Below are 25,531 nucleotides of genomic sequence, written 5' to 3'. Positions count from 1 at the left end.
AAAATATTATTTTCCAATTATTTTTCTTCTTCCGGCAGAATCACTTTTTCTAAAGCTTCTTTTTCTGCTCGTTTTTTTGCAGCTTTTCCTTTTCCTATTGGTATTCCTGCTGTTATATAAAAAGATCTGTTGTATTGGTTTGGACTTGAATCTCCTTTCATCAAAGGAACTAAGCCATAATAATATTGAGCAGTTATGTTTAAGCCATTTCCAACATTCAGATGATATCCGGTGCCAATGGCAATACCGGCATCTATGACATGTATTTTATCTCGTATGTTGTTTTTATAAGTTACATCATCACCATCTACTTCTTTCCTAAATTCATCAAAGGCTTTGGCTAATAAACCAAATTGCGGACCGGCTTTCAAATAAATATTATTTCTAAACTGGTATTTAATTAAGATGGGAACATTAAAATAACGAATTTCCCGATCAATACTTCCGCCATCAAATGTATTGTCTAAATCTTCATTATCTAAAGAATATACAGGAATACCTTTAGCTCCCATTGGTGATTTAACAATTACCCCTGTATTGATCATCCAGGCTGGGTTCTTTTTGGATTTAAAATCGAAATAAAAGCCAAGGTTAAAACCGACATTAGTTCCGGAAGTTTCCTGATTTGAAATAGTTGAAAAATTAGCTCCGCCTTCTAAACCGAATTCCAAAAAAGGAGAATTAAGTTTATCTCCAAAAAGTAAGGAAATCAAAACCTGTGATTGTGCCGAAGCAAAACAAAAGAAAGTAAAAGTGATTAGCAAAACCTTTTTCATATGACTGAATTAAAGTCCAAAACGGTATTGTAAACTTCCTAATACCTGAGTACGGCTGCCTAAGAAACCACATTCTGCACGAAACATAAAATGTTTATTGTATTGGTATTGAGAGCCTACAATAAAATTCCACATATCTTTTGGTCTTTTTTGAAGTGAGTATTGTACAGATGAAGTTTCAACCGTACTCAAAGCTCCGTCTAAAGAAGTCAAAATATTTCCTGCACTTTCTAAAGCTCTGTTTGCTGTATTGTGTTTGGCAACATTGACCGGATTTTTTTGCTCTGCAGGGGTTAAGCCATCCCACCAGTTATCTACTTTTGTTTGGTTTTCGGCCACTTTTGCAAAACCGTCATCCACTTTTTGCTGGGCATTATCCAGATTTATAAAATCTGATAAAGGCAAGTCTCCATTTGTATCTCCTGATATATGTACTCTGAAACCGCCAACCCAAACGGCAATATTTTGTTCAGGTTTATTAAATTTAAAAGTCTTACCCAACCTTGGTCCAAAAATGTATGAAAAAGCAGGTTTGTCCAGAGAACTAATATCCGTCCATGCCATATTCATATCGAGAGCAAACCACCCTCCGCCAATGCCAATTGTGGGAGTCATACCAAGACCAAAAGTTGTAGCATTGAAGTTTGCCTGGGTATTAAAACTTGTAATTTTCGACCAGTTATTATCTGCATCAGGCACCCAGATTCCGGCACTAATTTTAGTAGAGGTGTTAGCTTTTCCAAAAATTCCGTAAATATTTAAAAAAGGAAGCAGCCAAATGTCAGGTCTTATGGTTAGTGCGCTTGCTTCAACATAAGATTTTTCAAATCGAACAATTTCATCCAGATTATATTTTGTTCCGCCATTAAAACCTACGTCAAGATTATTAATAACAATTTCAGATTTCTGCCAAAACCAGTTCACAGAAACTCCTGCAGAATAAGGAAGTTTATAGCCTTTTTGTGCTACTTTTTCTCCCCAGATAGGTAAAGCATATGGATAATCTTCAACTTTTAAGCTGTCAATAAGCTCCTCATTTTTTTTACCAACTATTTTGTCAGTATAAACTTGGGCAAAGGATTGAAAAGTTAAAACGAAAAAAACGAAAAACATCAATTTACTTACTTTCATAGGTTCTTTTTTTAAAATGAATATTCTACAAAGGGCGGGTAATCTGAAAAAGTGTAATCTTCTTATTTTTAGAATGTTAAAAACATATGCGATCTGTATATGCTAAAATTACGTTAAAAAATCTGATTAAAAAAAAAGTTTTTTCAGTTTTCTTAAGAATTCATTATAAAAGTTTTTTTTGAAGTAAGTATCTGTAATAAAGGTTGTTGTATTTTTTTGTTTTATTCCTGAGATTCGCTTGTATCGGTTTCAATTTTTTTAATTTCAACCTTTTCTTTTTTAATAGTCTGTCTTAATAAAGCAAAAAAACTCATGTAAATATTTGCCAAAAATACAAGCGAAAATCCAGCTATAATATAGCCCCTCCAATCTGGTATCAGAAGCCTGAAGTTGCAAAAAAGAATAAAAAACAGAGTAATGTAGTGACTGAAACAATATTCACAGGTAAAGAGATAAAAAAACTTCCTGTTTAAATATTTCCTGTTGTTTTGAGAATGATTTATACACCATTCTCTAGGTTCACGAAATACTTCTTCGTTAGTAACTGTCCAGCTGATGCATGCAATGGGTATAGCCAGGGTAAATAGCCAGAAGATTTGCGTTGAAATATCCATCATCATCCTTAAATTTAATGTAGTAAGTAAATATAAGGATGATAAAACGGATGTATTTATATAATTTTAAGCTCTTAATTATATAATTTGAGTATTGTGTTCTAAAAAATCCCGAAACCAGATTCCGGATTGTTTGATGGTTCGTTTTTGGGTTTCAAAATCAATATGAACCAATCCGAACCTTGCATTGTAACCTTCTGCCCATTCAAAATTGTCGGTAAGACTCCAGACAAAATAACCGTCTATTTTACAGCCTTCTTTTTTTGCTTTAAGTAATTGCTCTAAATGATCTTGTATATAATGAGTTCGTTTAATATCATATACTTTTCCGTTAGTAACAGTATCAGGAAATGCAGCCCCGTTTTCGGTAACAATTAGTTTTTTAATTTCTCCATAAGAATTAAATTTCTGAAGAATATGATAAAGGGCAGGAGGATAAATTTCCCAACCCATTTCAGTCGAGATAACGTTTCTTTTTTCGGCGCTCACTAATTCGGCACCTATGTAGGGTATAAGCAGGGATGATTTTACAATCTCACGGGTATAGCACTGAAGCCCTATGAAATCAAAGTCAAAAGCTAAATTACTAAGGTCCTCTCCCTGAATATAACTATTGAGTTTTTTAAGGACAGGAAGATCTTCCTGTGGGTATCCGCGCCCTAAGATAGGTTCTATAAAAGTTCTATTTAATAAGGTGTCGACACGTTTTGCAGCCTGAACATCTGCTGGTTTATCTGAAAATGGTTCAATATGAGTGCATGAGAACGTAGTACCGATATTGGCATCAGGAATGTATTGTCTTAGTTTTTTTGCGCCGGCAGTTGTAGCTAAAGTTACGTGATGGATAGCTTTCAAGTAATTGGTAATACCTTTTTTTCCGGGAGCATGAATGCCGAGAAAATATCCTGCACCCGTAAAAACAGAAGGTTCGTTTATGACCATCCAGTTTTTTACACGATCACCAAAATGCTGAGCACATACTTCTGCGTAATCAGAAAACCAGGATGCACATTCTCTGTTTGTCCATCCTCCTTTTACTTCAAGGGCATGCGGCAAATCCCAGTGGTAAAGTGTCACCCACGGTTCAATATTACATTCCAGTAAAAAATCGATTATTTTATTGTAGTAATCTATGCCTGCCTGATTGACAGGATACTGACCAGTAGGCATTATACGTGACCAGCTAATAGAAAATCTAAAATTTGGAATGTTTAATTCGCGGATTAAATGGATGTCGTCTTTATAACAATTATAAAAATCACAAGCATTTATGGCATGGTGACCATTTTTTATTTTACCTTTTTGTTTGGTAAAAACATCCCATATTGAAAGACCTTTTCCGTCTGCATCATGTGCACCTTCTATTTGAAAAGCGGCAGTCGAAACGCCCCATAGAAAATCAGAACCAAATTGATCCTTATTTAAAAATGACTTCTCTAATTTATTCATTCAAATGTATTTTCCTTGATTTTGAAAATTAATGAATGAATGAAGAGTGCATTGCTCTTAGAAAAAGCCATTCTTTGAATGAAACCAGAAATTTTAAGCTGAAGAATTTCATAATATTTGTTTTATTCAAAATAAGAAAACAAATATAAATTTATAGTAACTTAAATGTTATCAAATAGTTAATAGTTTTTGTTTTATTTCATAAGTGCTGTTTTGAAAGATTTATCATCCGGAAATAAAACACTATTTAGATGTGTGTCTCTGTCATAAACATCAGGAAAAAAATTGATTTGACCTTCTCTGTCTACCCATGCAGTAAAATATCCGATGTATATGGGAACTTTTGTGGTAAGTTTACAGGTAATCTCTTTTTCACCATTCATAGCATCGTTAATTTTTTCTACCGGCCAGTCTTTATATTCTTTTAGCATAGAAATTGCTAATTCTTTTGCTTTCATTACATTAATACATCCATGACTAAATATGCGCTTTTCAAAAGTAAAAAGACTTTTGGCGGGTGAATCATGCAAATAAATATCATTTGGATTAGGAAACATAAATTTTACAAGCCCTAAGGAGTTTTTTGGACCGGGTTTCTGTCTGACTCTGCCATTATTCCATTCCATATTGTGGTCGGCCAAATAATTTTTGTCTTCTGCCATTTTTAGTTTCAGTTCGTTTTTGATAATGCTCGCCGGAACGTACCAATAAGGGCTAAATACAATTCGGTCTATCTGACCGCTAAAAATTACTGTTTTTGTTAGTGGCGTGCCAATAAATACATTCGATTCAATTTCAAAATTGCCATTTCTAACATAATAAAGCATAAACGAAGGAATATTTACCATTACATATTCGTGCCCCTTTTCTAATGATGGCGGAATCCATCGGCAACGTTCCATATTGAGCATAAGTGTTTTTATACGGTCGCTTACGGGTTCGTTCATTTGATCAATATGGTCTTTTGTAATTTTATAATTAAGGATCAGTCCATATCTTTTTTTGTATTTTAATACTCCTGCCATTAATTCTTCATCATAAATATTGCTTTTTGAATCTCTTGCCAGATCGCCTACAACTGTTAGCCTTTGTCTGATTTGCGCCACTGTATTTGAGGTATCATCAGGTCTTAATTCTTTGAATGGAATATCCATAGTAATAGTTGTCCAGGTGTTATTTTTTTCTATTGCTCTGTATTTTTTTAAGACCTCATGAAGTTTGTAATATTGACTAAAAAGTACCTGATTATTTTTATTCAATAGTTTAGGATTAATAATTAATGAGTCGAGTAAAGTTGAGTAAGAAATATCTTTTTTAGGTAAAAACCAGCCCAAATCACTAACCGTTTTTCCGTCAAGTCCTTCATAAACACTTTTAGCGTAAATAATATACATACTGCTTAAAAATAATTCTGTATCTGTTTCAGAAATTTTCTCTTCGGCATTTTCATTAAAAATCTGACCGATTATATTTTTATAGGGAAAATTAATTTCAACTCCTTCGTCATTGACCATATTTAATTTATGATACAATAAATACCCCAATTCATTGATTTCATTAGATTCGTACCAAATCGACTGATAGGCTTTGTCTTTATAAAGTGCCGTGACTTCATTTTGATATTTTTTTAAACTGGAATATTTTTTGAAAAATGCGGCTAATATTCCATCATTAATTGTTGGAGTATCATAGCTGTATGCTTTGGTTTTTCTGTTTTCAGTAGAAAAAGTGTCTTTAGAAATTGCAGTTGTTACAATTAATAAACAGATAATTAAGATTGCGGAAAGTGTAAAGCTTTTCATTTTTTCTAATTTATAAATGATAAAAACAATAAAAAAAGGAGTTTTGTGAATGGAAATTTAAGCTCCATATTTGACAGTTAAATTTAAGAAAAATAAGATAAAGTGCTCATAGTTAAATGATTAAATATTCTTATTAGATTCTATAAAGATTTTTTTGTATTTAACTTTTATTAACAACAGGCAAAGCTTCATTAATTTATATTTGTAAGACAAAAAATATAAAAGTTCAAAATTCATGAGATTACACGTTTTTACAATATATGTTTTTCTTTTTCTGGCTTTTTCATTTACGGCCTATAGTCAAAATGTAAAACTTATAAATATTGATCAGCTGAATGAAAGGATAAAAACCGGAAAAGACAGTACTTATGTTGTAAACTTTTGGGCGACCTGGTGTGCACCTTGTATTAAGGAATTACCTCATTTTGAAAAACTGGGTGCAGAATATAAATCAGACAAATTAGTTGTATTGCTGATTAGTGTAGATTTTAAATCAAAGCTGAGTTCTGCCGTAGTGCCTTTCGTAAAAAGAAAAAACCTTAAAAATGAAGTCTTTTTACTGAATGAAAGCAGTCCTCAGGAATATATTGATCGAATTGATCCTTCATGGTCAGGAAGCATTCCGGCAACTATTTTTATCAAAGGAGACAAACGAAAATTTGTCGAAAGTGAATTTACCTACGAACAATTATTAACTGAATATAAAAAACTGTAAATCTATTAACTATGAAAAAAATAATCATTTTATTGGTGCTGGCTTTTTCTGCCTTCTTTTCTCAGGCACAAACGACAACTCTTAAAGCCGGAGATGCTGCACCGGATTTCAAATTGAAAAATGTAGACAATAAAGAAGTTTCTTTTGCAAGTTTTCCAAAAGCAAAGGGATTTATTGTTGTATTTACCTGTAATACATGCCCATATGCGGTTGCTTATGAGCAGAGAATTATCGATTTAGATAATAAATTCAGACCTCAGGGATATCCGGTAATCGCAATCAATCCAAATGATCCTGAAGCCCAGCCGGATGATACTTTTGCTAAAATGCAGGATTTAGCAAAACAAAAAAAATACCCTTTCCCTTATTTATTTGATGCAGGACAAAAAGTGACTGATCAATTTGGTGCAAAACGTACACCACACATTTTTATCGTTTCTAAAACTTCAAAAGGAAATGTTGTTGAATATGTAGGAGCAATCGATAATGATCCGGAAGGTACTAAAACTGAAAAAGTAAAATATGCCGAAGATGTTATTGCTTCATTAAAAAACAATCAAAAACCTGCTATCACTCAGACAAAAGAAATTGGCTGTACAGTAAAGAGAAAAGCTAAAGCTTAATTTTAAGTTAGCCTCTAAAAATAAAGCGCCTCGATAATCGAAGCGCTTTTGTTTTTTATAAACTTTTCAGTTTTTTCATAAAGACCGGAAAAACTTCGTTTAACTCATCAAATAAAGGATTTTTACGGTATTTAAGTTTTATTTCGCTGAATAATTTTAGTCCAATTGCAAACTGAGTTGCTTCAGATGGATCGTCAAATAAATTTTTGTCTTTCATTCTTTGAATGATTCCAAAAATTTCATCATGATTGCTAAATTCTATTCCTAGTTCTTTTGCGGGTTCTGTTTCGCCATTTGCATATTCCTTAAGACTTAAAGTCAGGTAATATTTGTTTGATCTTTTTTCCATGATAATCTAATTCTGTTTTTATTTTAACCATCTGTCAACAATGGTTTTAAAGGCTTCTTTGTATTGCTCACCAACCGTAATTTCTGTTTTTCCAATTAAAATAGAATTTTTAGTGATGGCATTTATTTTGTCAAGTGAGACAATAAATGACCGGTGAATTCGCATAAATTTTGCCGATGGTAATTTTTCTTCTAATGCTTTTAATGAAATAAGAGAAAGGACAGTTTTTTGAGAATCAATAAGATGCACCTTTACATAGTCTTTTAAACTTTCGATATATAGAACATCTTTCAAAGAAATTCGTACCCACTGATATTCAACTTTTAAGAAAAAAAACTCATCATCTGCAGCAATGGGCTGGTAGTGATTTGAAGCCTCTTCGGATATTTGGAGTACCTTATTGGCAGCCCGTAAAAACTCTTCGTAACTAAAAGGTTTTAAGAGATAATCGACAGCATTAACTTTATAACCTTCTATTGCATAATGGTTGTATGCTGTTGTAAAAACGATTTTTGGTGTTGGTCCCTGATGTTCCTGTAAAAGTCTTGCGAGCTCCATTCCGGTAAGATTGGGCATATTGATATCGAGAAAGACAAGATCGGGTTGTTTTTCGCGAATTAAACTCATTGCTTCAACGGCATTATCACAGCTTGCCGCCAGTTCAAGAAAAGGAGTCTGGCCAATAAAAGTTTCTACGAGTTTTAATGCGAGAGGTTCGTCATCGACTGCTATACATTTTAATACCATGATTATGCTAAATTTAATTTCAGTGTTACATTGTATTTACCATTTGCAGCAATACCGGCTTCTAAGGTATGCTTGTGCGGATAAATTAAGTGAAGTCTTCGTTTGGTATTCGTTAAACCGATTCCGCCTACGTCTGATACAGCCGATTTTTCGAAATACGTATTTTCTACCTCAAATTCAAGATTGCTAACGTTCTGTCTGAGTTTGATATGAATTTCACTTTTGTCAGTCGCATGAATTCCGTGTTTAAATGCATTTTCTACTAAAGGTAATAATAACATCGGAACAATTGGATAATCGTGTATTTTTTCGGGAATGTCTGTTGTAATGGTTAATTTGCTATTGGCGCGAAGTTTCATTAGTGCTATGAAATCCTTCATAAAATCAGCTTCTTTAAGTAATGTCGTAGTTTCTTCTGTACTGTAAAGCAGGTATCGCATCATTCGGCTTAAAGTATGAAGCGCATTTCTGGAATCTTCGATATCAGTATAAGTAAGCGAATAGATACTATTTAGCGAATTAAAAAAAAAGTGCGGATTAATCTGCGCTTTCAGCATTGCCAGTTCGGCTACTGTTTTATCCTGTTCCAGTTTTTGTTTATGCTGTGCAGCTTTTTGCCAGTATTGCAACATCGCCCAGCTCGTACTGATCCCCAAAACCAGTAAAGTCAACATTAAAACATAGTTATCAAAATAAGGATTTCGGTATTTTTTAAATCCTAAAACCAAACTCACTTTAGTATGAAGATCAGTTTGCGAAGTATAAAAGTAAGCGATAAGCTGCATGGCAAAAACCGTAAGAAATGCCCAAACCAAAAATGGCGAAGTATTGTCTCTAATAATGGTTTTCGGTACGATGATTTTTGCATTAGAATAAAAAACAATAATGAGCAGAAACAAAATAATCATCTGCCATAACCAAAACACGCCAGGAAGTACTACATTCCAGGTTAAAGGGATGTAAAACAGCATAATAAATCCCAATAATAACCAGCCAAGAATATGGATTCCGGTAAATAAATAAGGCCTGTAAATGTTTGTTGCCATAATGAATTGTCGTTATTTGAAGGCAATATTACATTTTATTTAAATACAATAATTAACCAATCGCCCAAAATAGGGTTTGAGTCTTTAAAAACCATTTTAGAGCCGATAACATCTAAATTAAACGCTTGTTTAATTTTTGTAAAATATCCATCGGGTGTGAGGATATCTCTATCGATTGTCTTTTGCTGTTCGTCTATTGTAAATTTTTTGTGTATTCTATTTTAGTTCTTTTGCTTAGAAATAAATAGATAATTACACATTTTTGACAATGAATAAGCAATCATTTTTAAGTATTTTAGCAGTGTCTCTTATTATCGTTTCATGCGGTAAGAAAGATGATAAATCGGCTCAGGCCGGTGGAGCGCCACAGATTAAAGAGTATAAAACGCTGACATTACAGCCGGAATCTGCCACTTTATACAGCGATTATCCTGCGAGTATTCAGGGACAGCAGAACATAGAAATCCGTCCAAGGGTTGAGGGTTATATCGATAAAATATTTGTAGATGAAGGAGCAGTGGTAAAAGCAGGTCAGCCTTTGTTTAAAATCAGTGCTCCCGAATATGAGCAGCAGGTTCGTACAGCTGCAGCAAGTATTAAAAGTGCTCAGGCAGAAGTTAGTGCTGCAAAGCTGGCAGTTAATAAAGTGAGACCTTTGGTAGAAAAAGGAATTATTAGTAAATACGATTTAGAGTCGGCACAATATACTTATGAATCAGCTATGGCTACATTGGCTCAGGCAAATGCAAGTCTGGTGAATGCCAAAACCAATTTAGGTTATACAACAGTTACAAGTCCGGTAAACGGAGTTGTAGGTTCAATCCCGTTTCGTTTAGGAAGTTTGGTTGGTTCAAACACAGCTGAAGCATTGACTACGGTTTCGAGTATTGGAAATGTCTATGCTTACTTCGCTATCAATGAAAAGAAACTTTTAGACTTTACACAAAGCAAAGCTCCTGGAGTGACTTTGGCTCAAAAAATTCAAAATATGCCTGCGGTTTCCCTTGTGCTTTCTGACGGTTCAGCTTATTCGGAAAAAGGGCGTGTTGAAACCGTAAACGGATTAATCAATACAGAAACGGGTTCAGTTACTTTTAGAGCGCGTTTTGCAAATCCAAGAAGTATTATCAGAAGCGGAAGCAGCACTACGGTTCGAATTCCAAATGAAGTAAAAGATGCTTTGATTATTCCACAAAGTGCTACTTATGAACTTCAGGATAAATTATTTGCAGTTGTCGTTGGAAAAGATGGTAAAACAAAAAGCACAAATATTTCGATTTTAGATAACAATGCCGGAAATTACTATGTAGTTACAGATGGTTTGAAAGCAGGAGATCAAATCGTTCTGGAAGGTGTGGCAACACTAAAAGACGGAACAGAAATTAAGGCTCAAAATCAAAATGCAGAAACGGTTTACGCAGATTTAAAATAAAAACACATGTTTAAAAAATTTATACAACGACCTGTACTCTCGACGGTAATATCTGTTATTATCGTTATTTTAGGTGTTTTAGGCCTAATTGAGCTACCTATATCGCAGTATCCGGATATTGCGCCGCCAACTGTAAATGTTTCGGCAAGTTATACAGGGGCCAACGCTGATGTGGTACTGAAAAGTATTGTGATTCCACTGGAAGAGCAAATCAATGGTGTAGAAAACATGACTTACATGACTTCTACAGCAACAAACGACGGGAATGCCTCAATAAAAATCTATTTTAAAGTAGGTACAAATCCTGATTTGGCAGCGGTAAACGTTCAGAATAGGGTTTCCAGAGCAACAAGTTTATTACCTTCAGAGGTTACTCAGGCGGGGGTTACAGTAACCAAAAGTCAGAGTAGTAACTTATTGATTTTCTCTTTGTATAGTGATGACAAAGCGTACGATCAGACGTTTCTTCAAAATTACGCTAAAATTAACTTAGTGCCTCAGATTCAGCGTGTAGTTGGAGTAGGAGATGTAACCGTTTTTGGTTCAAAAGATTATTCTATGAGAATCTGGCTGAAACCGGATGTAATGCAGCAATATAAATTGATTCCGAGTGATATTTCAGCAGCTTTGGCTGAACAAAATATCGAAGCAGCGCCAGGTAAATTTGGAGAAAACGGCAATCAGGCTTTCCAATATGTAATAAAATACAAAGGTCGTCTGACCAGTGCCAAAGAATTTGAAGATATCGTAATCAAATCTGTTGGAAATGGACAGATGCTGAGACTTAAAGATGTGGCTAAAGTGGAGTTAGGATCTTTAAGTTATTCTTCAACAATTAAAACAAACGGAGTAGAATCGGCGGCTATGGCTATTAGTCAGACCCCTGGATCGAATGCACGTGACGTAATTATCAATTCTAAAAAATTGATTGAAGAAGCGGCGAAGAGTTTTCCAAAAGGAATGAAATATACCATCATGGTAGATGTTAACGAAAATCTGGATGCTTCGATTGAGAAAGTAATCCATACCTTGATCGAAGCTTTTATATTGGTTTTCATTGTAGTATTTATTTTTCTTCAGGATTTCAGATCAACTTTGATTCCAGCCATTGCGGTTCCGGTTGCGATTGTGGGAACATTTTTCTTCCTGAATTTATTCGGTTTTACGATTAATCTTTTGACGCTTTTTGCAATGGTTCTTGCCATTGGTATTGTGGTTGATGATGCGATTGTGGTTGTCGAGGCGGTGCATGCCAAACTGGATCACGGTTATAGATCGGCTAAAAAAGCGACAATTCATGCAATGGATGAAATTTCCGGAGCAATTATTTCGATTACACTTGTAATGGCTGCCGTATTTATTCCGGTAACTTTTATCAATGGATCAACAGGGGTTTTTTACAAACAATTTGGTATTACACTGGCGGTTGCGATTATCCTTTCGGCAGTAAATGCTTTGACGCTGAGTCCGGCTTTGTGTGCGCTTTTATTGAAACCTCATGCAGATGATCATAAACACAAAAGTTATTTACAGCGGTTTTACACTTCATTTAACGTTGCATTTGATAACGTTACCGAAAGATATAAACGATCAGTAAGTTTTCTTTCCGTAAAAAAATGGATTGCTTTGGCTTCTATTGTGATTGCAGGTATAGCATTAGTTTATATGATGAAAACTACGCCGTCTGCGTTCGTTCCTTCGGAAGATCAGGGAACTGTTTTTGCGAACATCAGCTTACCGCCATCAGCTTCTATGGAACGTTCTGATATAATTGCGAAAAGAGTTGACAGTATTGCAAAAACAATTCCGGGAGTTAAAAATACGCTCCGTATCGTAGGACAAAACTTTACAGCCGGAGCAGGTAGTGCTTATAGTATGGTTATTGTGAAATTGAAATCATGGGATGAACGTGATTTAAGTGTTGATGATGTAATTGGACAATTGTTTGCCAAAACAAGCGGAATCCGTGAAGCAAATATCTTCTTTATTTCACCACCAACGATTCAGGGATTTGGACAAAGTGGAGGATTTGAATTCCAATTGCAGGATAAAGGAGGTCATACAACAGCTGAGTTTTATAAAGTCAATAATGAATTCTTAGCCAAATTAGCTGAGCGTCCTGAAATTCAATATGCGACAACGCCATTTAACCCTGGTTTCCCTCAGTATATGATGGATATTAATTTAGCGAAAGCGAAAGATGCAGGAGTTTCAGTAAATACGATTCTGTCAACTATGCAGGGGTATTACGGAGGATTGTACGCTTCGAATTTTAATAAATTCGGAAAACAATACCGTGTTATGATTCAGGCTTCTCCGGAGTTTAGAACCAATACTCAGGGGCTGAATAAAATCTTTGTTCGTAACAGTGCAGGAAATATGGCACCGATTACGGAGTTTGTAAACATGACCAGAGTTTTTGGACCGGAGTCTATTTCGAGATTTAACTTATTTACCTCTATTTCCATTACGGGAGCGCCAAAACCGGGTTACAGTTCTGGGGATGCAATTAAAGCAATTCAGGAAGTAGCAGCAGAAAACCTTCCGGCTGGTTATGGTTATGAGTTCTCAGGTCTAACGCGTGAAGAACTGGCTTCAGGAAGTGAAACAATATTTATTTTCATATTGTGTCTGGTATTCGTTTACTTCTTACTGAGTGCACAATATGAGAGTTACATTTTGCCTTTTGCGGTATTATTCTCAATTCCGTTTGGATTGGCAGGAGCCTATTTATTCTCGATTATTTTCAAACTGAACAGTAATATTTACCTGCAGATTTCCTTAATCATGTTAATCGGACTTCTGGCGAAGAACGGTATTCTGATTGTCGAATTTGCTTTAGACAGAAGACGAAAAGGATTACCGATTGTTCAGGCTGCAATTGAAGGAGCCGTGGCACGTTTACGACCAATTTTGATGACTTCATTTGCCTTTATCCTCGGACTTGTTCCTTTGATGTTCGCCACAGGAGCAGGAGCTGTAGGAAATAAATCAATTGGAACCGGAGCTGTTGGAGGAATGTTAATCGGAACCATTTTAGGAGTTTTTGTGATTCCGGTTTTGTTTATCATTTTCCAGACTTTACAGGAAAAGGTGAGTGGACCGGCAAAGGACGGTTATGATGATGAAGATGATGAGGAAGAAATTCATTTAATAGAAGCTCACAAAGAGTAAAATTTAATTCAAAAGAAATGACAAATAGTTCAAATAAATATATTTTGATGGTAATGACAGCCGTACTTCTGAGTGCATGCGTTACCCAAAAATACGAACGTCCCAAAACTTTAAAAACAGACCAGTTATACAGAGATCAGGCTTCCGCCGATTCGACTACGATTGCTGATATGCCGTGGCAAAGTGTTTTTAAAGATGAAAAATTAAATGCATTGATTCAAAAAGGATTAGATAACAATCTTAATTTGAAAAATGCTATTGAGAATATTATTCAGGCACAAGCTTCGTTGCGTCAGAGTAAATTAGCCTATTATCCTACTTTACAATTAGATGCCAGTACAACACATTCGAAACAGTCAGAAGCTTCATTGAATTTTGGAGGAGCGAATATAAATACTTTAACAACAACCTATAAATTAGGTTTAAGTACTTCCTGGGAAGCAGATATTTGGGGAAAACTGAGCAGTTCTAAAAGAGCGGCTCTGGCAACTTATTTAGCATCGGATGCTGCAAAACAAGCGGTTCAGACGCAGTTGATTTCAGATATTGCTAATAACTATTTCCGTTTATTGGCTTATGACAGACAATTGGTTATAACTCAGGAAACATTAGAAAGCCGTATCAAAAATGTTGAAACTATTAAAGATTTAAAAGAAGGAGCAATCGTAACAGGTGCGGCAGTTGTACAAAGCGAAGCCAATCAGCATGCAGCAGAAGTTTTGATTCCGGATTTAAAACAAAGTATTCGTGAAACTGAAAACGCCATCAATATTTTATTAGGACAGGCTCCGGGGACAATTGACAGAGGAATTTTAGGAACACAGATTATTCCTGAAAATCTTGCCATCGGTATGCCTTCACAATTATTACAAAATCGTCCGGATGTGCGTCAGGCCGAATTTAATTTCAGAGTAGCCTTCGAATCGACTAATCTGGCTAAGACTTATTTTTACCCAAGTCTGACGCTTACTGCAAGCGGTGGTTTTTCGAATTTGGAACTAAAAGACTTTTTTACGAATTCTATTTTCTATTCGATAATTGGAGGGTTAACGCAGCCGTTATTCAATCAGGGAGTTAATAAAATGCGATTGACAACTGCCCAGTCTCAGCAATTACAGGCGTATAATAACTTTCAGCAAAGTTTATTAACGGCCGGACAGGAAGTTTCAAATGCATTGTATACATATCAAATGGCGGTAGAAAAAGAAGATTCGAGAACTAAACAAATTGAAGCTTTAATCAAAGCTGTTGATTATACTAAACAGCTTTTAGAATACAGTTCAGCCACAAATTATACTGATGTATTAACTTCAGAACAAAACCTTTTAGCAGCTCAATTGAGCGGGGTAAACGATAATTTGCAGAAACTGCAGGCTGTTGTTGATTTGTACAGAGCATTAGGCGGTGGATGGAAATAAAAATAAAAAAAATGATTGTTGATTGATTTGTTAAACCGAAGGGCGCCTCAGTTATTTGAGGTGCTCTTTTTTTTTTGAAATGTATATCGGCTAAAAAGTGGTTTTCGTCGATTTTTTTTACTGTTTAGTATAGTTAAGATGATAAACTTAAATATTGGCACTACTTTAGATTAATTTCTTATGAAATTAATTTTTAAAAACAAAAAAAGATGAAAAAGTTAGTATTTGCAATAGCAATATTTATGAGTGCATTGGCACATTCACAGGTTTCGGTTAATGTAAATATTGGTACACCGCCAAATTGGGGACCAGTAGGATATGATGACAGCAGATATTATTATTTACCGGATATTGATATCTATTATGATGTAACAGAAAGTCAATATATCTATTTTAATAATGGTGTATGGGTTCGTGAAAGAAGAGTACCGGCCAGATACAGAAATTACGATTTCTATTCAGGTTATAAAGTTGTTTTAAATGATTACAGAGGCAGCAAACCGTATAGTTATCATTCTAAACACAGAGCGGCTTATCCAAAAGGATATGTTGGGAAACCTCAAAAAAACAGAGGCCCAAAACCGGAGAAAAATTATAAGTCTCAAGGAAACCAAAAGTCGAACGGACATGATAATGGAAATGGTAAAGGCAAAGGAAACTCTAAAAATGAGCAAAACCATTCACATGGAAATGGTAAACATTAATTAAAATTTGTTTAATAAAGAAACGCCTCAGTAATTTGAGGCGTTCTTGTTTTTATATAAATAGCTGATTAAGCTGAAAAAGTCAATCCTTTAGCTTTAAAATTGCTAAACAGAACCTGACGTGTATTGCTTACAGTTTCTTCAGTACGATAAATACTGCACCAGAATTTCACCAGAATTTTATATTTGCCCTCAGAAATGGCACTGTAATAAATCTGAGGTGTTTTCTCCATATTGATCAAAGTTACACTTGTCAAAGCCTCCATTATTATTGCATTAATATTATCTGGAGTTGTGTCACCATTAATTTCTATTGAAATTTCTACCAGTTTAAAATTGTCAGTATAGGTCCAGTTTGTGATGTTTTGAGATAATAAATTTCCATTCGGAATAATAATTTCGGCACCGTTAGGAGCGTTGATTTTCGTAGTTCGTAATCCCATCGATTTTACCCTGCCGGATTCATCGCTGATTTCAATAACGTCTCCCACCTGAATCGGTTTATCAAAAATTAAAATTACACCTGAAACAAAATTATTTACGACATTTTGAAGCCCGAGTCCAACACCAACTCCTAAAGCCCCTAATAGAATACTCAACTTATCCAAAGGCATTCCGGATGCGGCAACTGCCAAAAGATAACCGCCAATTAATACAAGCAATCTGGTAATTAGTAATTTTGAATGCTGCCTTTTATTGATATTTTCTTCGTTTTCATCATCAATTTCACCAAAAAAGTAGGCCACATATTTTTGGAGCAAATGAGCAACCCAGATAATAATAAAAAAAAGTACAATATTTCCTAAAGTAAAAGTGATACTTCCAATAGTATTTGGATGGCTTAATAAGCTTCCTAAAGAAGAATGCAGCGATTCCCAAATATTCAAATTTGAGGCAATAACCACCAACCACATGTAGCTAATTACAATAATAAATGGTTTTTTTAGTGTATCAGATAGGTTTTCATGATCAAAAATCTTTTCGAAACCACGTTTAATACGTGTGGTATAAATTTGTAAAATAATGATTTCTAAAATGATTTTCAAAAGAACACTTAATGCCACAATCTGCGTAAGCGAAATAAAAGCGGTTAAACTTAGCATGTTCGAAAGCGATACTCTTCCAAAAAGATTATAAAGTATGGATAAACCATTTAATCCAATAAAAATAATGCTGGCCCATTTAAAGAAACCTTTAATATACAATTGCTCTTTGAGACTTTTAATCTGAACCAGGCCATAGCGGATTCCACAAATATTAATAAAAATAAAAGCGCATCGCTGTAAAAATCCAATTTCTATAAAAAGATCAAGAAAACAAAGTGCGAAGAACAATCCTAAAAGAAAAATCCAATTTTTCATGGAAACATTTGACCATTGATTTTTGAAAAGTACGGTCAGGAATCCGAGCAGTAAAAGCTGAAGCAATTCTAAAAACAGAGCAGGGGCATACAAATTGCTGACAACGGCAATGCTGAGCCCAATTACACCCACAGGAACTATGACACCTCTGTTTAAATACTTAAATTTAAAAAGCGAGAGATTATCAGTGTATCCGTTGGTTTTCAGGAACTTTAAATTTCGTGAAATGTACCAGCCTAGAAGTCCCATAAAAAATAGTAGCGTAATCAGTCCGCCAATTCGATAACTCAAATAATATTCTGAAACACTTTCTTCTATTACTATTTTGGCTCCTATATTGTGTTTTATTGCTTTTTTAGGAATAGATTCATTGACGCTCCACAAGAAAGGATATTCTTTATGAAGCATACTGATTCCTGATTTTTCCAGATTGTTTTCGACAGTGATCAAAGCATTGGAAACGGCAATTTTTCGTTGTACTGTTAATCTTTTCTTTGCATTTAAAATCCCCTGATTTTTAGTCATTAAACTGTCTGTTGCAAGATATCTTTTTTTAAGATTTGCAAACTCTTTTTTGAACTGTTTACGCCGGATAGTATCTTTTAAAAGCCCCATCAAAGTTTTATCTTTTCGGAGTTCAATAAATCTGGCTTTAATTTTTTCCAGATTCTCGTTGCGCAAATTAATAGCAGTATTCTGTTCATCCAGTTGCAGCTGCAACTCTTTTAAAACAGTATGATACATTTGCTGGTTACGCACGTTTGGATTGGCGCCTTTTAAACTTGTCAAAATAAGGTCAAGTTTTCCTTGTGTTCTTTTGATTTCGCCAAACAAATGGTGAGAAGCACTGTCAAAATCGGCATCATTGTAGGCAGATTCCATTACTTCACCGGCCTTTTCAATAGCGATCAGATAATCACTGTCTGTAGTCGTTTCTTCGAATAATTTTGAGCGGGTTTCTTTTTTGGGAGACGTCGTTTGTGAACTGGCAGCCGAAGCAAAAAATAAGATAATTAATACCGCAGGCAGATGGAGAAAATTTCTTTTTTGAAACATAATTTTAAATATGAATTGGGTTCTCAAAATTAATTTTTTTATACTAGGTTTAGTACTCTTTACAGGTAAATTATTTAAAAGGTTAACTAAAATTTATCGAAATTAATTTAGCTGAATATTTTAAACAATAAAGCATCTGATAAGATAGATATTTTATAATTTTTAAGTAATATCTTATAAAGAAATCTGCTCTATGTGTTTTTAAATTTGAGGGTAAAAATTTAAACAAAATAAAACCATGATACACATAATTGACACAGCAGATAACGTTGTTGCTTTTAGAGCCCTTGCAGAAGTAACAAAAGAAGATTTTCAGGCACTTGTAGTTCCTGCGATTGATAATTTGGTAAAAAGAATCAATGAAATTAATTTTTTACTGGTATTGGATACTGATATTGGAAACGTTACTGCAGGAGCATGGCTGCAGGATGTCTTAATTGGACTGAAACATTTAGGAAAATGGAACAGAGCTGCCATTGTAACTGATACAGAAGAGATAATTTCATTTACAAATGGCTTTAGCTATATTGTTCCGGGAGAGTTTCGTGGTTTTAGAAAAGTTGAATTCAACAAAGCATTGAATTGGGTTGAAGGAAATATTTAATTTGTTTTGTTAAAAGTCTAATTATTAAATTTATATGTGTTTATTTTAAAGTTTTAGTTTGAGTAGCTAAAACAGAAATCGATAGGTCATTTTTATCAGGAAGGTATTAGTTGGTTTTCTGCCTAAAATTTGTGAGTTTAATTCTGATATCAGTTTTTCATTTGGATTTCCGTTTGAAGTGATTCCCTGTGACCACACAAAAAAGATTTCAGAACCCGGGATATATTCCCAGCGTGCCACCAGATTAGAACGGAACTGCACAAATGAAAAGTCGGGGTTGTGTATTGTATAATCTGTTGAACCGTTTGTGTCTTCATCCACTTCATAACGATTCTCACTTTCATTAAAATTGATCTGGTCCTGATCAAATAAACTTACCCTGTCTTTATAATACGCTGCAACCGGATTGATCACTTTATTAAATTGATTGTATTTTCCTTTCGAAATAAAAGGCTGACCGTAATACTGAATAGTGAAATTCGGATTTATATTGTAATCTAATCGTATTGAGGTACTAAAAGTATTCTGGTCTAAATTGGCAGTAATGTATCGCGGTTCTGTATTAAAACTGGTTTGTGTTATGTACTGTAATTTGTTTTTATTGGAAGAAAGTGAAGGATTTACAGAAAGTGTAAGAGCGTTTACAGGCTGATAGATTAGACCAATATTGATTTCAGAGTATGAAAAAGAATTATTTTTGGCCTTATTGTTATAGAAAGCCATGCTGTATCTGAATTTTTTTCTGCTATCTGAAACGATAGTAATCGATTTGAAAAAATCTTCGGAGTAACGAAATCTTGGGCCGCCCTGAAGCATCGAATTCGAATAATTTACAGGTTTATAGATAGCTGAAACAATCAGGTTCCAGTTGTTTTTGAACACGGCATCAGAACCCAGCATATACTGCATTCTGTTATAATTTCCTTCAAAATCAAAATTTGAAGTCTGGTCGAAATAAGTGGTTACTTTTCGAAAACGGCCAAAAGGCTTTAAGGTTTCATAAGACAAAAATGTGTATTGTTTGATTTCATCAGCCTGTCTTAAAAATCCAATATCATTTAGTTCTAATTCAGGAGATCGCCACACTAAATATCCCCTGTAACGCCAGTTGCCAACGCTTGATTTACCTATTTCAAATTGTCCGCCTGTTCCCGTAAGTGATGTTCTTTCAGTATCAACCTGCAAATGTCCAGCATCTGTTCTCTGAAATAAATGTGTCATGTTTCTTTGGGTTGCCGTAATGGCTTCTTGGCTTCCTTCAATTTTGCTGGTCACGAAATTGCCTCTAAAATAATATTTTCTGTTGTTCCAGTTGTGCCTAAAATCTATTCCTGCTGTATAAGCTGATGTATGCATAAAATTCAGAAAATCAGTTTCTAAATTTCGATTGGTTGCTGTAAAAATACCTCCGATGTAACTGTTACGATTATTAAAATCTTTCTGTACACGACCAACCAGATAATTGGTTAAAGGCTCAACTAAAACTTCTCTCTTCAAATTGTTTTCCTGAATTTTAGCATATTCTTTGCCTGTTACGCTTTCAAGAACTCCTATTGACCAGCCGTTTTTGGTTTTTCCGCTAAATTTTGCAGCACCCAAAATCGTAGTATTGACAGGAATAGTCATAAAAGCATCTTCCGGAAGATTAGGCTGTCCGTTGGGGTTTCTTCCAATTCTGCGGGAATAAAATAAATTGTCCTGATCATCAGCAAAAGTGTAGTTGAAAATGTTCCTGTTTTCGACAAAAAAAGGTCTTCTTTCATCATAAAAAACCTGAAAACCATCCAGTACAATAGCAGCGGGATCAGCTTCAACCTGACCAAAATCAGGGTTAATGGTTAAGTTTAAGGTCAGGTCATTTGTGATTCCGATCTTTGCATCCAAACCTCCGTTCACCTGAAAATCATTACCTGTTTTAAAAGGATTTCCTGCTTCTTTTGGATATGTTTCTAATTTAGTTAGCAAAAATGGCTGGACTTCAATTTGTCTTTTTGGAGATAAACCTTTCAAACCATGCAGCTCTCCAAACTCACTTACCCAGCCCGGAGCATCAAGCGGAATTCGCTGCCAAAGAGAACGTTCTTCTGTCCTGAAATACCGGCGTGTAGACTGAAGCCCCCAAACCTGTTCAGGGGCATCACTAAATTTTAACTGGCTCAGCGGAATTTTAATTTCTGCAGTCCAGCCTTCATTATCTATATTGGTTTTCAGATACCAGATCGGATTCCAGTTTCCCTCCCAGGTTTTTCCGTTATCAGAAATGAAACCATCGCTTTTTACACCCGCTACCGATGCAGCAAATGAAAAAGCCGTAAGCTGATCATAATGACTGCTGATATTGATTTCAATCCAGTCGCCTTCAAAACCATCACGTCTGGATAACCTTTTTACGATTCCTTTCGGATCTTTGTCATAACATCTGAAACCAAAATAGATGAACTCTTTATCGTATAGTACTTTAAATTTCGTTTGCTCAATGGGTTCCGTATTTTCGTCAGGAAGGTTTTCTATATAATCGCCTGTCCATTCGACAATATTCCAGCTTTCGTCGTTTAAAATGCCATCTATAACCGGCGGAGGGAGTGTTCCTGTCGATTTTGTGTTATAAACCTTCCGATTTGGTTTTGGTGCCTGCTGGCCATAACTTAATTGGAGAACGAAAAATACTAATGGCACTATTTTTTTTAAATAAAACATTTCCGGATTATTTATTTAGTTCTAAAACCCACATTTTCATAGCCGGAATTGTAGTTTTATTTAATGATGAAAAAACTTCATCTGTTACTACATTCTTTGCCGAATTAAAACCTTTTGTTCTTTCGTCATATTTCTGAAAATCAATTTCTTTATCACTGTTACTTGTATTCATGATACACATAATAGTCTGCTTTTCATCATACCTGAAATACACATATAAACCTTCTGTCGGAATGTAATGCATCATTTTTCCAGTGGTAATTGCCGAAGCTGTTTTTCTGAAATTAGCCAGCTTTCGAACCAAATCCTGAGTAGATTTTTCATCTTCGGTAAGACCTTTTCCAGTGAAGGCATTTTTGGTATCCGAACTCCATCCACCGGGAAAATCAGAGCGCACCAATCCGTCGGGAGCTTTAAAACCTTTTACCAATACTTCTGATCCATAATACAATTGCGGAATGCCACGACAGGTTAAAAGCCATTGAAAGCCCATTTTTTGTTTTTCGACATTTTCACCAACAACAGAGAAAAATCTTGGCTCGTCATGATTGTCTAACAGCAATACTTTCTGCATCGGATTTTTGCTCAAAAAATCACTACTAAGTGTGTAGTACAATTTGTTTACGCCATCTGTCCATCCAAAAGGCTGGGTGAGGGCAGGAATGATTCCGTAATACAAACTCTGGAAATCTACTACCGATGGAAGGTTGCTTTTAAAACTGGTGTCAATAGTATTCTGTTCAAAATAAGCCTGGTTTGCAGCTCCGTGTACCATAATTTCGCCAAAAATGGTGATTTTAGGAAATTCATTCAGAATTGCCTCGTTACAGCGATTGGCAAAATTTAAATCATTGTAGGTGTAAGTGTCAAGACGAATTCCGTCGATGCCAAAGGTTTCGACATGCCAGATACAATTCTGAATTAGAAAATTTGCCATATAAGGATTGTCCTGATTGATGTCCGGCATTATTTTGTCAAACCAGCCGTTGCTCATTTTTTTCTGATCTGATTTTGCACCATAAGGATCAAATAAAGGCTGCTCTCTGTAATTGGTCTGAGTATATTCCGGCCAGCGATGCACCCAGTCGTTATCCGGTGCGTCCTGTTCCAGAAAATGATAAAGCCCGAAATGATTGTAAACCGCATCAAAAATCAGTTTCATACCACGCTGATGCAGGTTGTTGCTTAATTTTTTATAAGCCTCATCACCGCCATAACGCGCATCAATTTTGTAATGATCTGTAATGGCATAACCATGCTCGGTTCTGTTGACCATATCGTTTTCCATAATTGGGGTAAACCATAAAGTTGTAACACCTAATCCGTGTAAATAGTCAAGATTATTAATTACACCTTGCAAATCTCCGCCATGGCGATCGTACATTTGGTTTCTATCCAGAGATTGATCTCTCATTCCTTTTATACGATCGTTTGTAGCATCTCCGTTACTGAAACGATCCACCATAATCAGGTCAATAAAATCAGCTGAATTCACGCCCTGTGCATACTGAGTTCCGTTTCCTGCTCTTCGTTTATAAATTGGCCAGTTGATTTTTTGTTTTTTTCCTTGCTGACTGACTTCAATTACCACTTCACCGGGAAGGGTTTCGGGAGCGATTAAAATATCAACAGCCAGATACTTTTTGTTTGAAAAGGGATGTGTTTTTAAAATGGTAATACCCGGATAATTAATACTGACATTGTCAGATGTAAAAGCATTTCCGGTGCTTCGGATTAATAACTGGATAGAATTGGTTTTCATCCCGGTCCACCAGTTTGTTGGATAGACATCATTTTTAGCATTTGCGGTAAACGCTAAACCCATTAAAATAAAGAAAAAAAAGAGTGTTTTTTTCATCTTTGGTTGTTTTTAAGTTAGTTTTATGAGCGAAAGATATTTTTCTTTAACCCTTCAAAAAAGCAACTTATTTAAACAGCATGTTTTGCATGGTAAACAGCAATTTTCGTTTGAAACAAAAGCACTATTTTTACATTTAGGCAAAACATTACAAAAATGAATCTATTGACATACAATCCTGAAAACAGGTTTCAGCTAATTAAACTCTATGCACTCTACTGGCTGGGTTATATTTTGCTATTCAGCCTGATTCAGGGATTGCCAGAAGGAGATTTTATTGTAGCCTGGCGAAATGAATGGTATAGTGTACTGCCCAAAATATGTTTTGTAACTATTGTGGTTGATTTATTAATGCCGAAATTGTTATTCAGAAAAAAAACAGTTGCCTTTTTTATGGCTTATATCGTTATGATTTTGCTTTTTGCTTTTCTACAGCGGTTAATTGACAATTATATCATTCTTCGTTATTATTTAACTTTCTGGAAGACTGAACCACTTTTGTCTGCTCCGGTGTTTTTATACAATGTGAGTAAATTGCAGTTTGTAGTTACCATTCCGGTTGCTTTTCGGTTGTTTTATCATTTGGCTGAAGAAAAAAATAAGGTACAGACTATACTATCAGAGAAATTACAAGCCGAATTAACTTCGCTCCGCAACCAGTTTCATCCTCATTTTTTGTTTAACGTCCTGAATAGTCTGTACTCTAAAATTCTAAGCAAATCAGATGATTCGGCAGAGATTGTACTAAAAATATCAGACTTGCTTCGGTTTTCGATTTATGATGTAAATAATAAAAGTATCTCTCTGGAGAATGAAATCGATTATCTTAAAAATTACATTTCGCTTCAGCAACTGCGTTTCGATGATCGGCTTCAATTGAGTTTTAGTGTTTTTGGAGAAATCGAAAATCATTCCATAGAGCCTTTTTTAGTACTGCCGTTTATCGAAAATAGCTATAAATATTGTCTAGACGAGAATAATCAGGGTTGGATTACTATTGCAATCAGTATAACAGATGATTGGTTTGTGGTTAAAATAGAAAATAGCCTTCCTGAAAACTTTAATGCTTCAATTAAAAATACAAGCAGAGGAATCGGAATTGCAAATGTGAAAAGAAGACTGGAATTACTCTATCCGGGCGAACATATTCTGGTTATTAAAAATGAAACAACCAGTTTTTTTGTTTCCTTAAAACTAAAGATGAAAGATGGCAGCCATTAATTGTATTATAATCGAAGATGAATTACCAGCTTCTATATTATTAGAGCTTCACATCGCAAAATTTGATTTTTTAGAGTTAAAGGGAAAATTCAGCAGTGTTTCAGGGGCACAAAATATTTTGAAATCACAAAAAATCGATCTTATATTTTTGGATATAAACCTGCCGGGAAAATCAGGAATTGAATTTGCACGGAATATACCTCCCGAAACGGAAATCATTTTTACAACCGCCTATACCGAATATGCTGTTGAAGGTTTTGAATTAGATGCGGTCGATTATATTTTAAAACCAATTTCTTATGAACGTTTTGCAAAAGCGATAAATAAGTACAGTAAAATGAGGGAACTAAATGAAATAGTGCTGCTTACAAAAAAGACGGAATCAGAAAACCCATTCATTTTCGTAAAATGCGAACGAAAAATGCTGAAACTCTTTTTGGATGAAATTGACTATTTTGAATCACAGGGAAATTATTTAATGATTTACACTGAAACAAATAGCTATAAAACCTATCAGTCTATCTCAGAAATGGAGGAGAAGCTGCCTGAAGGATTATTTTGCAGAATACATCGTTCTTTTTTAGTTGCTATAAGTAAAATTGTAAGTTTTAATGGAAATATAGTTCAGGTAAAAGACAAACAACTGCCCATAGGAAGGCTTTATAATTCAGCCGTTTCCAATTCATTAAACTCATTAACCGGAAAATAATTTCTAAAAAAATCAGTTTTAATTTTTTTCTTTAGTTACAATATT

General features: G+C 34.8%; 20 protein-coding genes. 9 read left to right on the top strand and 11 right to left on the bottom strand.

Annotated elements, in window-relative coordinates; all coding sequences use genetic code 11:
• Positions 1-17 precede the first annotated feature (17 nt).
• The 5 genes from GWR14_RS02295 to GWR14_RS02275 all read right to left on the bottom strand — a co-directional run bounded on the left by GWR14_RS02295 (position 18) and on the right by GWR14_RS02275 (position 5,772).
• Entirely contained in the window at positions 18-776 is a 759-nt protein-coding gene (locus GWR14_RS02295; RefSeq protein WP_163407340.1) for a porin family protein, read from the bottom strand.
• Positions 777-785: 9 nt separating this feature from the next.
• Positions 786-1,907: a hypothetical protein gene (locus GWR14_RS02290; RefSeq protein WP_163407338.1), complete on the bottom strand. Its 1,122-nt coding sequence runs from the start codon at positions 1,905-1,907 to the stop codon at positions 786-788.
• Positions 1,908-2,128: 221 nt separating this feature from the next.
• A complete protein-coding gene (locus GWR14_RS02285) occupies positions 2,129-2,524 on the bottom strand; it encodes a hypothetical protein (protein ID WP_246236261.1) in 396 nt (131 codons plus the stop codon).
• 75 nt (positions 2,525-2,599) lie between these two features.
• Positions 2,600-3,970, bottom strand: a complete 1,371-nt coding sequence (locus GWR14_RS02280; RefSeq protein ID WP_163407336.1) for a GH1 family beta-glucosidase — start codon at positions 3,968-3,970, stop codon at positions 2,600-2,602.
• Between the two features lie 194 nt (positions 3,971-4,164).
• Positions 4,165-5,772, bottom strand: a complete 1,608-nt coding sequence (locus tag GWR14_RS02275; RefSeq protein WP_163407334.1) for a L,D-transpeptidase family protein — start codon at positions 5,770-5,772, stop codon at positions 4,165-4,167.
• A 235-nt stretch (positions 5,773-6,007) separates the two neighbouring features.
• Here GWR14_RS02275 and GWR14_RS02270 point away from each other — a divergent pair, with 235 nt between their 5' ends.
• Together GWR14_RS02270 and GWR14_RS02265 are read left to right on the top strand one after the other, a co-directional pair.
• Positions 6,008-6,487, top strand: a complete 480-nt coding sequence (locus GWR14_RS02270) for a TlpA family protein disulfide reductase (protein WP_163407332.1) — start codon at positions 6,008-6,010, stop codon at positions 6,485-6,487.
• A gap of 11 nt (positions 6,488-6,498) precedes the next feature.
• Complete coding sequence (locus GWR14_RS02265) at positions 6,499-7,110, top strand: thioredoxin family protein (protein ID WP_163407330.1); 612 nt, start codon at positions 6,499-6,501, stop codon at positions 7,108-7,110.
• A gap of 55 nt (positions 7,111-7,165) precedes the next feature.
• On the opposite strand, the gene GWR14_RS02260 is transcribed toward GWR14_RS02265, so the two are convergent.
• The 3 genes from GWR14_RS02260 to GWR14_RS02250 are packed head-to-tail and all read right to left on the bottom strand — an operon-like array spanning position 7,166 to position 9,252.
• Positions 7,166-7,459, bottom strand: a complete 294-nt coding sequence (locus tag GWR14_RS02260; protein ID WP_163407328.1) for a DUF3861 domain-containing protein — start codon at positions 7,457-7,459, stop codon at positions 7,166-7,168.
• 18 nt (positions 7,460-7,477) lie between these two features.
• Positions 7,478-8,206, bottom strand: a complete 729-nt coding sequence (locus tag GWR14_RS02255; RefSeq protein ID WP_246236260.1) for a LytR/AlgR family response regulator transcription factor — start codon at positions 8,204-8,206, stop codon at positions 7,478-7,480.
• A gap of 2 nt (positions 8,207-8,208) precedes the next feature.
• Entirely contained in the window at positions 8,209-9,252 is a 1,044-nt protein-coding gene (locus GWR14_RS02250; RefSeq protein ID WP_163407326.1) for a sensor histidine kinase, read from the bottom strand.
• 268 nt (positions 9,253-9,520) lie between these two features.
• Between GWR14_RS02250 and GWR14_RS02245 the strand changes: the two genes are divergently transcribed.
• The 4 genes from GWR14_RS02245 (at position 9,521) to GWR14_RS02230 (ending at position 15,980) form a co-directional block, all read left to right on the top strand.
• Positions 9,521-10,684 (top strand): efflux RND transporter periplasmic adaptor subunit, encoded by a 1,164-nt coding sequence (locus GWR14_RS02245; protein ID WP_163407324.1) that lies wholly within the window; start codon positions 9,521-9,523, stop codon positions 10,682-10,684.
• Between the two features lie 6 nt (positions 10,685-10,690).
• Entirely contained in the window at positions 10,691-13,858 is a 3,168-nt protein-coding gene (locus tag GWR14_RS02240) for an efflux RND transporter permease subunit (RefSeq protein WP_163407322.1), read from the top strand.
• A gap of 17 nt (positions 13,859-13,875) precedes the next feature.
• Positions 13,876-15,276 carry an efflux transporter outer membrane subunit gene (locus GWR14_RS02235; protein WP_163407320.1) on the top strand — a complete coding sequence of 467 codons (1,401 nt, stop codon included), beginning with the start codon at positions 13,876-13,878 and terminating at the stop codon, positions 15,274-15,276.
• A 209-nt stretch (positions 15,277-15,485) separates the two neighbouring features.
• The gene (locus GWR14_RS02230; protein ID WP_163407319.1) at positions 15,486-15,980 is read left to right on the top strand and encodes a hypothetical protein; all 495 of its coding nucleotides are present in this window, start codon (positions 15,486-15,488) and stop codon (positions 15,978-15,980) included.
• Between the two features lie 68 nt (positions 15,981-16,048).
• On the opposite strand, the gene GWR14_RS02225 is transcribed toward GWR14_RS02230, so the two are convergent.
• Complete coding sequence (locus GWR14_RS02225) at positions 16,049-18,397, bottom strand: mechanosensitive ion channel family protein (protein ID WP_163407318.1); 2,349 nt, start codon at positions 18,395-18,397, stop codon at positions 16,049-16,051.
• 238 nt (positions 18,398-18,635) lie between these two features.
• Between GWR14_RS02225 and GWR14_RS02220 the strand changes: the two genes are divergently transcribed.
• Positions 18,636-19,001, top strand: a complete 366-nt coding sequence (locus tag GWR14_RS02220; protein WP_163407317.1) for a SpoIIAA family protein — start codon at positions 18,636-18,638, stop codon at positions 18,999-19,001.
• 66 nt (positions 19,002-19,067) lie between these two features.
• On the opposite strand, the gene GWR14_RS02215 is transcribed toward GWR14_RS02220, so the two are convergent.
• Together GWR14_RS02215 and GWR14_RS02210 are read right to left on the bottom strand one after the other, a co-directional pair.
• On the bottom strand, positions 19,068-21,698 hold the full coding sequence (locus GWR14_RS02215) for a DUF5916 domain-containing protein (RefSeq protein ID WP_163407316.1): 2,631 nt from the start codon (positions 21,696-21,698) through the stop codon (positions 19,068-19,070).
• A 7-nt stretch (positions 21,699-21,705) separates the two neighbouring features.
• A complete protein-coding gene (locus tag GWR14_RS02210) occupies positions 21,706-23,556 on the bottom strand; it encodes an alpha-amylase family glycosyl hydrolase (RefSeq protein ID WP_163407315.1) in 1,851 nt (616 codons plus the stop codon).
• 156 nt (positions 23,557-23,712) lie between these two features.
• On the opposite strand from GWR14_RS02210, the gene GWR14_RS02205 reads away from it, so the two are divergent.
• Both GWR14_RS02205 and GWR14_RS02200 read left to right on the top strand, forming a co-directional pair.
• Entirely contained in the window at positions 23,713-24,777 is a 1,065-nt protein-coding gene (locus tag GWR14_RS02205; RefSeq protein ID WP_163407314.1) for a sensor histidine kinase, read from the top strand.
• Positions 24,764-25,486: a LytR/AlgR family response regulator transcription factor gene (locus GWR14_RS02200; RefSeq protein ID WP_163407313.1), complete on the top strand. Its 723-nt coding sequence runs from the start codon at positions 24,764-24,766 to the stop codon at positions 25,484-25,486. The genes GWR14_RS02205 and GWR14_RS02200 overlap by 14 nt, the downstream gene beginning before the upstream one ends.
• The last annotated feature ends 45 nt before the right edge of the window (positions 25,487-25,531 follow it).

It is taken from the genome of Flavobacterium ajazii (assembly GCF_010614725.1).
GTDB classification, from domain to species: Bacteria; Bacteroidota; Bacteroidia; order Flavobacteriales; family Flavobacteriaceae; genus Flavobacterium; species Flavobacterium ajazii.
This window is presented reverse-complemented; position numbering and strand designations above follow the sequence as displayed.

Bases quoted from the DNA above. Each gene is read 5' to 3' on its own strand.
- GWR14_RS02295 (WP_163407340.1), bottom strand. From the start codon at position 776: ATGAAAAAGGTTTTGCTAATCACTTTTACTTTCTTTTGTTTTGCTTCG.
- GWR14_RS02290 (WP_163407338.1), bottom strand. From the start codon at position 1,907: ATGAAAGTAAGTAAATTGATGTTTTTCGTTTTTTTCGTTTTAACTTTT.
- GWR14_RS02285 (WP_246236261.1), bottom strand. From the start codon at position 2,524: ATGATGGATATTTCAACGCAAATCTTCTGGCTATTTACCCTGGCTATA.
- GWR14_RS02280 (WP_163407336.1), bottom strand. From the start codon at position 3,970: ATGAATAAATTAGAGAAGTCATTTTTAAATAAGGATCAATTTGGTTCT.
- GWR14_RS02275 (WP_163407334.1), bottom strand. From the start codon at position 5,772: ATGAAAAGCTTTACACTTTCCGCAATCTTAATTATCTGTTTATTAATT.
- GWR14_RS02270 (WP_163407332.1), top strand. From the start codon at position 6,008: ATGAGATTACACGTTTTTACAATATATGTTTTTCTTTTTCTGGCTTTT.
- GWR14_RS02265 (WP_163407330.1), top strand. From the start codon at position 6,499: ATGAAAAAAATAATCATTTTATTGGTGCTGGCTTTTTCTGCCTTCTTT.
- GWR14_RS02260 (WP_163407328.1), bottom strand. From the start codon at position 7,459: ATGGAAAAAAGATCAAACAAATATTACCTGACTTTAAGTCTTAAGGAA.
- GWR14_RS02255 (WP_246236260.1), bottom strand. From the start codon at position 8,206: ATGGTATTAAAATGTATAGCAGTCGATGACGAACCTCTCGCATTAAAA.
- GWR14_RS02250 (WP_163407326.1), bottom strand. From the start codon at position 9,252: ATGGCAACAAACATTTACAGGCCTTATTTATTTACCGGAATCCATATT.
- GWR14_RS02245 (WP_163407324.1), top strand. From the start codon at position 9,521: ATGAATAAGCAATCATTTTTAAGTATTTTAGCAGTGTCTCTTATTATC.
- GWR14_RS02240 (WP_163407322.1), top strand. From the start codon at position 10,691: ATGTTTAAAAAATTTATACAACGACCTGTACTCTCGACGGTAATATCT.
- GWR14_RS02235 (WP_163407320.1), top strand. From the start codon at position 13,876: ATGACAAATAGTTCAAATAAATATATTTTGATGGTAATGACAGCCGTA.
- GWR14_RS02230 (WP_163407319.1), top strand. From the start codon at position 15,486: ATGAAAAAGTTAGTATTTGCAATAGCAATATTTATGAGTGCATTGGCA.
- GWR14_RS02225 (WP_163407318.1), bottom strand. From the start codon at position 18,397: ATGTTTCAAAAAAGAAATTTTCTCCATCTGCCTGCGGTATTAATTATC.
- GWR14_RS02220 (WP_163407317.1), top strand. From the start codon at position 18,636: ATGATACACATAATTGACACAGCAGATAACGTTGTTGCTTTTAGAGCC.
- GWR14_RS02215 (WP_163407316.1), bottom strand. From the start codon at position 21,698: ATGTTTTATTTAAAAAAAATAGTGCCATTAGTATTTTTCGTTCTCCAA.
- GWR14_RS02210 (WP_163407315.1), bottom strand. From the start codon at position 23,556: ATGAAAAAAACACTCTTTTTTTTCTTTATTTTAATGGGTTTAGCGTTT.
- GWR14_RS02205 (WP_163407314.1), top strand. From the start codon at position 23,713: ATGAATCTATTGACATACAATCCTGAAAACAGGTTTCAGCTAATTAAA.
- GWR14_RS02200 (WP_163407313.1), top strand. From the start codon at position 24,764: ATGGCAGCCATTAATTGTATTATAATCGAAGATGAATTACCAGCTTCT.